Source organism: Streptomyces sp. NPDC059740, from assembly GCF_042733155.1.
Taxonomy (GTDB): Bacteria; Actinomycetota; Actinomycetes; order Streptomycetales; family Streptomycetaceae; genus Streptomyces.
This window is the reverse complement of the sequence record NZ_JBHWGP010000009.1, coordinates 228,498-236,268: the sequence shown is the minus strand read 5'-3', so window position 1 is coordinate 236,268 and position 7,771 is coordinate 228,498. Positions and strand designations below refer to the sequence as shown.

The 7,771-nt window shown below is 72.7% G+C and carries 8 protein-coding genes; 3 read left to right on the top strand and 5 right to left on the bottom strand.

Annotated elements, in window-relative coordinates; all coding sequences use genetic code 11:
• Nucleotides 1-181: 181 nt before the first annotated feature.
• On the top strand, nucleotides 182-1,534 hold the full coding sequence (locus tag ACFV3R_RS14505; RefSeq protein WP_385581099.1) for a class II 3-deoxy-7-phosphoheptulonate synthase: 1,353 nt from the start codon (nucleotides 182-184) through the stop codon (nucleotides 1,532-1,534).
• A 181-nt stretch (nucleotides 1,535-1,715) separates the two neighbouring features.
• The gene (locus ACFV3R_RS14500) at nucleotides 1,716-2,006 is read left to right on the top strand and encodes a bacterioferritin-associated ferredoxin (RefSeq protein ID WP_385581096.1); all 291 of its coding nucleotides are present in this window, start codon (nucleotides 1,716-1,718) and stop codon (nucleotides 2,004-2,006) included.
• A gap of 33 nt (nucleotides 2,007-2,039) precedes the next feature.
• Here the strand turns inward: ACFV3R_RS14500 and bfr are convergent, their stop codons facing one another.
• On the bottom strand, nucleotides 2,040-2,546 hold the full coding sequence (gene bfr, locus ACFV3R_RS14495; RefSeq protein ID WP_385581093.1) for a bacterioferritin: 507 nt from the start codon (nucleotides 2,544-2,546) through the stop codon (nucleotides 2,040-2,042).
• 158 nt (nucleotides 2,547-2,704) lie between these two features.
• Between bfr and ACFV3R_RS14490 the strand changes: the two genes are divergently transcribed.
• Nucleotides 2,705-3,328, top strand: a complete 624-nt coding sequence (locus tag ACFV3R_RS14490) for a sulfite oxidase-like oxidoreductase (protein WP_385581090.1) — start codon at nucleotides 2,705-2,707, stop codon at nucleotides 3,326-3,328.
• 26 nt (nucleotides 3,329-3,354) lie between these two features.
• On the opposite strand, the gene ACFV3R_RS14485 is transcribed toward ACFV3R_RS14490, so the two are convergent.
• The 4 genes from ACFV3R_RS14485 to ACFV3R_RS14470 form a co-directional block, all read right to left on the bottom strand.
• Nucleotides 3,355-3,843, bottom strand: coding sequence for a DUF4396 domain-containing protein (locus ACFV3R_RS14485; RefSeq protein WP_385581087.1), 489 nt, complete (start codon nucleotides 3,841-3,843; stop codon nucleotides 3,355-3,357).
• 154 nt (nucleotides 3,844-3,997) lie between these two features.
• Nucleotides 3,998-4,858 carry a deoxyribonuclease IV gene (locus tag ACFV3R_RS14480; protein WP_385581146.1) on the bottom strand — a complete coding sequence of 287 codons (861 nt, stop codon included), beginning with the start codon at nucleotides 4,856-4,858 and terminating at the stop codon, nucleotides 3,998-4,000.
• 32 nt (nucleotides 4,859-4,890) lie between these two features.
• Nucleotides 4,891-6,828: a Stk1 family PASTA domain-containing Ser/Thr kinase gene (pknB, locus tag ACFV3R_RS14475; RefSeq protein WP_385581084.1), complete on the bottom strand. Its 1,938-nt coding sequence runs from the start codon at nucleotides 6,826-6,828 to the stop codon at nucleotides 4,891-4,893.
• Between the two features lie 146 nt (nucleotides 6,829-6,974).
• Nucleotides 6,975-7,769, bottom strand: coding sequence for a thiazole synthase (locus tag ACFV3R_RS14470; protein WP_385581081.1), 795 nt, complete (start codon nucleotides 7,767-7,769; stop codon nucleotides 6,975-6,977).
• Between the last annotated feature and the right edge of the window lie 2 nt (nucleotides 7,770-7,771).

Sequence of the window (7,771 nt, the reverse complement as noted above, 5' to 3'; positions counted from 1 at the left end):
CCACCTCATGCCCGCCCGCCGCCTCCGCGTCAGCCCCCGAGCGGTGAAACGACCCCTATCCCGATACGCATACAAAAGCCTCAAAGTCGACCGACATACCTACATAGCCACCCTCGACATCAAGATCTTGACACCAACGAACAGGCCTTAACTTCACGGCCTTGCCCCTTAGGGTGGACGAGTGACCGTGAACGCTGACACCCAAGCCGGTGCCCACCACACCTGGCGAGACCTGCCCGCGGCGCAGCAGCCCGACTGGCCGGACCACGAGGCTCTGCGCGACGTCGTTGCGGAGCTCGAGTCCTATCCACCGCTCGTCTTCGCCGGGGAGTGCGACCAGTTGCGCCAGCGGCTGGCGGCCGTGGCCCGCGGCGAGGCGTTCCTCCTGCAGGGCGGTGACTGCGCCGAGGCGTTCGACGCGGTCTCCGCGGAGCACATCCGCAACAAGCTCAAGACGCTTTTGCAGATGGGCGCCGTCCTGACGTACGCCGGTTCGGTGCCGGTGGTCAAGGTCGGGCGGATCGCGGGCCAGTACAGCAAGCCCCGCTCCAAGCCGACCGAGACGCGCGACGGCGTGACGCTGCCCACCTACCGGGGCGACTCCGTCAACGGCTTCGAGTTCACCGCCGAGGCCCGCATCCCCGACCCGCAGCGGCTGAAGCGGATGTACCACCACTCCGCGGCGACGCTGAACCTGGTGCGCGCCTTCACCACCGGTGGCTACGCCGACCTGCGCCAGGTCCACGCCTGGAACCAGGACTTCGTGAAGTCCTCCCCCTCCGGGCAGCGGTACGAGGCCCTGGCGCGGCAGATCGACCGCGCCATGAACTTCATGAACGCCTGCGGGGTGGATCCCGAGGAGTTCAGGACGGTGGAGTTCTACTCCTCGCACGAGGCGCTGATCCTCGACTACGAGTCGGCGCTCACCCGGGTGGACTCGCGCACCGGCGACCTCTACGACGTCTCCGGCCACATGGTGTGGATCGGCGAGCGCACCCGCCAGCTCGACGGCGCCCACATCGAGTTCGCCTCCCGCATCCGCAACCCCATCGGTGTGAAGCTCGGCCCCACCTCCACCGCGGAGGACGCCCTCACCCTCATCGAGCGGCTCGACCCGGACCGTGAGCCCGGGCGGCTGACCTTCATCACGCGGATGGGCGCGGGCAACGTCCGCGACAAGCTCCCCGAGCTGGTGGAGAAGGTCACCGCCTCCGGCGCCCAGGTGGTGTGGATCTGCGACCCGATGCACGGCAACACCTTCGAGGCGGCCAGCGGCCACAAGACCCGGCGCTTCGACGACGTGCTGGACGAGGTCAAGGGCTTCTTCGAGGTCCACAAGGCGCTCGGCACGCACCCCGGCGGCATCCACGTCGAGCTGACCGGTGACGACGTCACCGAGTGCGTCGGCGGCGGCGACGAGATCTTCGTCGACGACCTCCACCAGCGCTACGAGACGGCGTGCGACCCGCGGCTCAACCGCAGCCAGTCGCTCGACCTGGCCTTCCTGGTGGCGGAGATGTACCAGGGGCAGTGAGCCGGACGGCCGGGCGGCCGCCCGGCCCCGGCAGAACGTGGGGCGCGCATCACACGATCCGCGCCCCACGTGCGTTGTGACGCCTCCCCCCGAGAGGTAAGGTAAGGGTTACCTAACGGTGGGCGGGCGTCGCAGGTCGCTCGGTGCCACCGCCGCCCGCGGCCCTGAGGGAGGTCCCAGCGTGTTCGTCTGCTCCTGCTTCGGCATCACCGAGCAGCAGGTCCGGGACCACGCGGCGACCGGTGCCTGCACCCCCCGCCAGATGGCCTCCGCCTGCGGGGCCGGCACCGACTGCGGCGGCTGCGTGCGCCGCATCCAGGCACTGCTGGGCCGCGGTGGCTGCCCCCGCAGTGAGGCCACCGGTCTTCCCGCGGCTGCCACGAGCCGTCCGGCGCAGGACGGCGTCCCCGCCGGTGCGGGCGGTCCGCTTCCGGCCCTCGCTGCCTCCCGCACCCTTCCCGGCGCCGCCTGACGCCGCGGCGCCTCCCGGTGTCCGGGGGCGCGCTCAGACCGTGCCCGGCGTCTTCGACGGGCCGGGGGCCTGCTGCTCGATCTGCTGGGCGATGTAGAGGGCCTCACCCAGCTTCTCCACCAGGGTGAGTTCGGCGTCGAGGTAGTCCACGTGGTGCTCCTCGTCGGCCAGGATCGACTCGAAGAGGTTCGCCGAGGTCACGTCGCCCTTGCTGCGCATCAGCTCGATGCCGCGCCGGAGGCGGTCGATGGCCTCCACCTCGATCTGCCGGTCCGCCTGGAACATCTCCGTCACCGTCTGCCCGACGCGGACGTGGAAGAGGCGCTGGTAGTTGGGGAGCGCCTCCAGGAAGAGGAGGCGGTCGGTGAGGTACTCCGCATGCCGCATCTCGTCGAAGGACTCGGCCCGGGTGTAGCGGGCCAGCTTCGTCCAGCCGTTGTGCTCCTGGATCTTCGCGTGGAGGAAGTACTGGTTGATCGCGGTCAGCTCGGCGGTGAGCTGTTCGTTGAGGAACTCGATGACTTCGGGGTCTCCCTGCACGGCGGGGCGCTCCTTGGGCGAGGTCGGGCGGAGTTCGCATCCTTGCACCGCCGAGTGGAAGAGACCGGTAAATACACACATGTAACGCTCTGGGTGATTGGTCGGTTTTCTGCTGCATCGGGTCCTCGCCACCCGTTCCGGTCTGACACCATGGAGCCATGGGTCAACCTGAGGGCCGCTCCGCGGCGGACGCGTCGCTGCCTCCGGGGCAGCGGCTGCAGCGCGGCTGGCCGGTGACCCACTATGGCCCGGTGCCCAGGTTCCGCCCCGAGCGCTGGGAGTTCCGCGTCTTCGGCGCCACCGCGGACGGCCAGAAGCACTGCTGGACCCACGAGGAGTTCACCGCACTGCCCTACGCCACCGTCGTCGCCGACATGCACTGCGTGACGAAGTTCAGCATGCTCGGCGCGGAGTGGGGCGGCGTCCCGGCCCGCACCCTCCTCGACCTCGCACCGCCCGCCCCCGAGGTCTCCCACGTCATGGTGTGGGCCGAGTACGGCTTCAGCTCCAACATGCCGCTGGCCGACTTCGCCGGCGAGCAGTCCCTCTTCGCCACCCACCGCTCCGGCGAGCCGCTGACGGCCGAACACGGCTTCCCGGTGCGCCTGATCGTGCCGCACCTCTACGCCTGGAAGGGCCCCAAGTGGGTCCGCGGCGTGGAGTACATGACCTCCGACCGGCGGGGCTTCTGGGAGGAGCGGGGCTACCACAACGTCGGCGACCCCTGGCGGGAGCAGCGCTACTCCTACCAGGAGGAACCCGGCGAGGGCCCCGAGCCGTAAGCCCCCGGGCCTTCCCGGGGGCGGGCTCAGTGGTACCGGTGGGCCACCGCGTGCCCCCTGCCGCGCCGGATCAGCATCCGGTTGACGGGCGTGGTGACGAGGAACGCCAGCAGCAGCGAGAGTGCCAGCGTCCACCAGAACAGCACCTGCGAGAGCGTGGCCTCCAGGGCCCCCGGGATCAGCCCGATCACCCCGTTGTCCACGAGTTCCATCACGGCGATCGAGACGGTGTCCGCCGCGAGCGCCACCTTCCCCGCGGCGGCCAGACCCAGGCCCGCCGACCGGACGGAGAGCACCGTCAGCGCGTAGCCGAAGACGAACGCCAGCACCACCGACAGCCCCACCGTCCCCACGTTGTTCCAGGCCATCGCGGTACCCACCACCATTCCGACGATCTCGCCCAGGGCGCAGCCGGTCAGGCAGTGCAAGGTGGCCCGTGCCGCCGTGCCCCAGGAACCCGACCCGCTCCCGGCGTGCCCGGTGCCGTCCCGGTCGGTGCCGTCGTGCTCGGGCATCCTGGCCTCCACAGATGGCGGCCAGCGGGCGGCCCGTCCTTGAGGGACGGGCCCTCCGGCGCGGTGCGGCCGCCTCGGGCGCCGCGCCCGGTTCTGCCGTACCCGCCCCGCCGGGCCGCCACACGGGGCCGGGCGCTCGCGGGCTCAGCCGCCCCTACGGAGTCCTGAGCCCCTTCAGGCGCGCCACGTCCGCCGCGTGCCCCTCCTTGCCGCCCGGTGTCTCGATCACCAGCGGCACACCGGCCGTCGCCGGGTGGCGCAGCAGCTCCCCGAACGGGTCGGCGCCGATGTGGCCGGCACCGATGTTCTCGTGGCGGTCCTTGTGCGCGCCCACCACGTCCTTGGAGTCGTTGGCGTGCACCAGCCGCAGCCGGCCCTCGCCCACGGTGTCCACCAGCTCGTCCAGCAGCCGCTTGACCCCGCCCGGCGCCGCCATGTCGTGCCCCGCCGCGAACGCGTGACAGGTGTCCAGGCACACGCCCAGGCGCGGATGGTGGTCCAGCGCCTCGAAGTAGGGGCCCAGGTCGCCGACGAGCGAGCACAGTGAGGCCCCCTGGCCCGCGGTCGGCTCCAGCAGCAGCCACGGGGTGTCCTCGTCGGCCGGGTCCAGCTCCGCCAGCAGCGGCCGCACCCGCTCGCGCACCTGCGCCAGCGCCACCTCGCGGGGACGGCCGCCGGTGGCCGAACCGGTGTGCACCACCACACCCCGCGCCCCCACGGCCCGGCCCCGCACCAGCGAGTGGCGCAGCGAGGTCACCGACCGCTCCACCGTCTCCGGCGTGTGCGAGCCGAAATTGATCAGGTAGGGCGCGTGGACGTAGACCGGGACACCGTCGGCGGCGCACCGCTCGCGGAACTCCTCGTCCTGCGCCGGGACCCCGGTCGGTGTCGCCCAGCCCCGCGGGTTGGCGACGAACACCTGCACCGCCTCGGCGCCGATGGCGGCCGCGTACGGCAGCCCGGTACGCGCCAGCCCGCCGGCCACCTGGATGTGCCCGCCCACCGGGTTGCGCAGCCGCCCCGCGGTCACCTCCTGCACCGGGGCGCTCACAGCCCGCCGTCCAGCTTGATGACGATGCGGCTGCCCTTGGCGGCCCGCCGGCCGCCCTCGACCGACTGGCTGGCAACCGTGTCCTTGGGGAAGAAGAACGGCTTGCGCACGCTCACCTCGAAGCCGGCGTCGGTCAGCTTGCGCCGCGCGTCGTCGACCTTGTCGCCCGTCACGTCGGGCACCTTGACCATCTCGGGCCCGGCGGACAGCGTCAGCGTCACCGTGTCGCCCTTGCCCAGCGACTCGCCCGGTCCCGGGGACTGCTGCGCCACGCTGCCCTTCTCCTGCTGCGCGTGGACGCGCCGGGCGGCGATGCGGACGTGCAGGCCCGCCTCCTCCAGGTCGTCGGTGGCCTCGTCCTGGTCCTCACCGGTGACGTCCGGAGCCTTCACCTCCGCGCCGCGGCTCACCTTGAGGTTCACCACGCTGTCCGGCTGCCGCTTGGTGCCGGCGGCCGGATCGGTGGAGACCACCCGGCCCTTCGGCACGTCCTCGTCGAAGTCCTGGGTGACCTTGCCGGCCACCAGCCCCATGCCGCTCAGCTTCTTCTTCGCGTCGGCCAGCGGAGTACCGGCCAGGTGGGGGACGGTCAGGATGTGCGGGCCGTCGGAGAGCACCACGGTGACGGTGCCGTGGTCGCGGATGCGGTCGCCGTTGCCGGGGCTGGTGGAGATCACGTGCCCGCGGTCGACGGTCGAGCTGTAGTCGTGGCGGACCTTCACCTCCAGCCCCGCCTGGTGGAGGGTGTCGGAGGCCTTGGTCCGCGTCATGTCCAGAACCGGGGGGACGTGCGTGAACTGGCCGACGCTCACGTACCACACGCCGGTCAGCGCGGCGAGGAGCACCACCACCAGGGCGCCGATCACCAGCGGGCGGCGGACCCGGCGGGCGGGGCGGTGCGCGGCGCCGGACGGGGCGCCCGCCTCGGGCGCCCGCTCCAGGACGCTGGTGCGGTTGAGCTGCTCCTCGTCCGCGGAGCGGGCCTGCCGCAGCGCCACGGACCGGGGGATGACGCTGGTGCGGTCCTCGGCGCCGGCGGCCCCGGCGGCCGGCAGGGCGCCCGGCGGCACCGCGTCCAGCGCCGCGTCGTCCAGCCGCTCCCGCGCGGCGCGGACCAGCGCCAGCAGGGCCGCGGCGTCCGCCGGACGGGCGCCGGCGTCCCGGGCCGTGGCCGCGGCGACCAGCCCGTCCAGCTCGGGCGCGAGACCGGGGACGGCCTGCGAGGGCGGCGGGACGTCCTCGTTCAGGTGCTGGTAGAGGACCTGCGCCGGGCTGGTGCCGGTATGCGGCTTGGTGCCGGTGAGCATCTCGTACAGCACCACGCCGCACGCGTAGACGTCGGCGGGCGTCCCGGCCTGGCCGTCCTCGATCTGCTCGGGCGCCAGGTAGGACACCGTCCCCAGCACCGAGCCGGTGGTGGCGGTGGTGTTGTGGTCGACCGCCCGGACCAGGCCGAAGTCGGCGACCTTCACCCGGCCGTCGTCCCCTATCAGGACGTTCTCCGGCTTCATGTCGCGGTGGACCAGCCCCGCGATGTGGGCCGCGCCGAGCGCCGCGAGTACGGGCTCCAGGATGTCCAGCGCCGCCCGCGGCTGGAGCGCACCGCGTTCGCGCAGCACGTCCCGCAGCGTGCAGCCGGCGACGTACTCCATCGCCAGGTAGACGTAGTGGCCGTCGGCGCCCTGGTCGAAGACGCCGACCACGTTGGGGTGCGCCAGCCGGGCGACGGACTTGGCCTCCCGGATGAAGCGCTCCACGAACGCGGCGTCCACCGCGAGCGTGGGGTGCATCACCTTCAGCGCCAGCACGCGGTCGAGGCGGACGTCGACGGCCCGGTAGACCGTGGCCATGCCGCCGGCGGCAATGCGTGCGTCGACCCGGTAGCGCCCGTCCAGCAGTTGGCCGACGAGGGGGTCCTGAAGGGTGGTGTCCACGGCAGTCGAGTGTACGGAGCCGGAGGCCGCGGTGGAGACCGGCCGCCGCTGCGCCCCGCCGCTGCGGGGCCCGGCAGCCGGCGTCCGGCACGGGACCGGACGGGCGTGCGCCCCGCCGCCGGGAGGCTCCGGCCCGGTGCACCCGGTCAGAAGGCGGGGCGTTCGGGGTCGAAGTCGGCCATGCCGGTCGTCGGCGAGGAGGCCTGCGCGAAGTGGCGGCGCGGGATGCGGCCCGCCCGGTGGGCCAGCCGGCCCGCCTCCACCGCGTACCGCATCGCCTCGGCCATCAGCACCGGCTCCTGGGCGCGGGTCACCGCCGAGGCCAGCATCACCGCAGCGCACCCCAGCTCCATCGCCAGCGAGGCGTCGGAGGCCGTGCCCGCCCCGGCGTCCAGGATCACCGGGACCTCGGCCTGCTCGGTGATCAGCTGGAAGTTGTGCGGGTTGCGGATGCCCAGCCCCGACCCGATCGGCGAGCCCAGCGGCATGATCGCCGCACACCCCACGTCCTGGAGCCTGCGTGCCAGCACCGGGTCGTCGTTGGTGTACGGCAGCACCGTGAAGCCGTCGTCCACCAGCGTCTCGGCGGCGTCCAGCAGCTCCACCGGGTCCGGCAGCAGGGTCCGCTCGTCGGCGACCACCTCCAGCTTCACCCAGTCGGTGCCCAGCGCCTCACGCGCCAGCCGGGCGGTGAGGACCGCCTCTCCGGCGGTGAAGCAGCCCGCGGTGTTGGGCAGCGGACGGATGTCCAGGCGGCGCAGCACGTCGAAGACGGAGCCCTGCACCGTGGGGTCCAGGCGCCGCATCGCGACGGTCGTCAGCCGGGTGCCGGAGGCGGCCAGGGACCGCTCCAGCACGTCCAGGCTGGGCGCGCCCCCCGTCCCCATGATCAGGCGGGACTCGATGACGGTGTCGGCGATGACGAAGGGATCGTCGGCCATGG

Bases quoted from the DNA above. Each gene is read 5' to 3' on its own strand.
- ACFV3R_RS14485 (WP_385581087.1), bottom strand. From the start codon at position 3,843: ATGCCCGAGCACGACGGCACCGACCGGGACGGCACCGGGCACGCCGGG.
- ACFV3R_RS14470 (WP_385581081.1), bottom strand. From the start codon at position 7,769: ATGGCCGACGATCCCTTCGTCATCGCCGACACCGTCATCGAGTCCCGC.
- ACFV3R_RS14490 (WP_385581090.1), top strand. From the start codon at position 2,705: ATGGGTCAACCTGAGGGCCGCTCCGCGGCGGACGCGTCGCTGCCTCCG.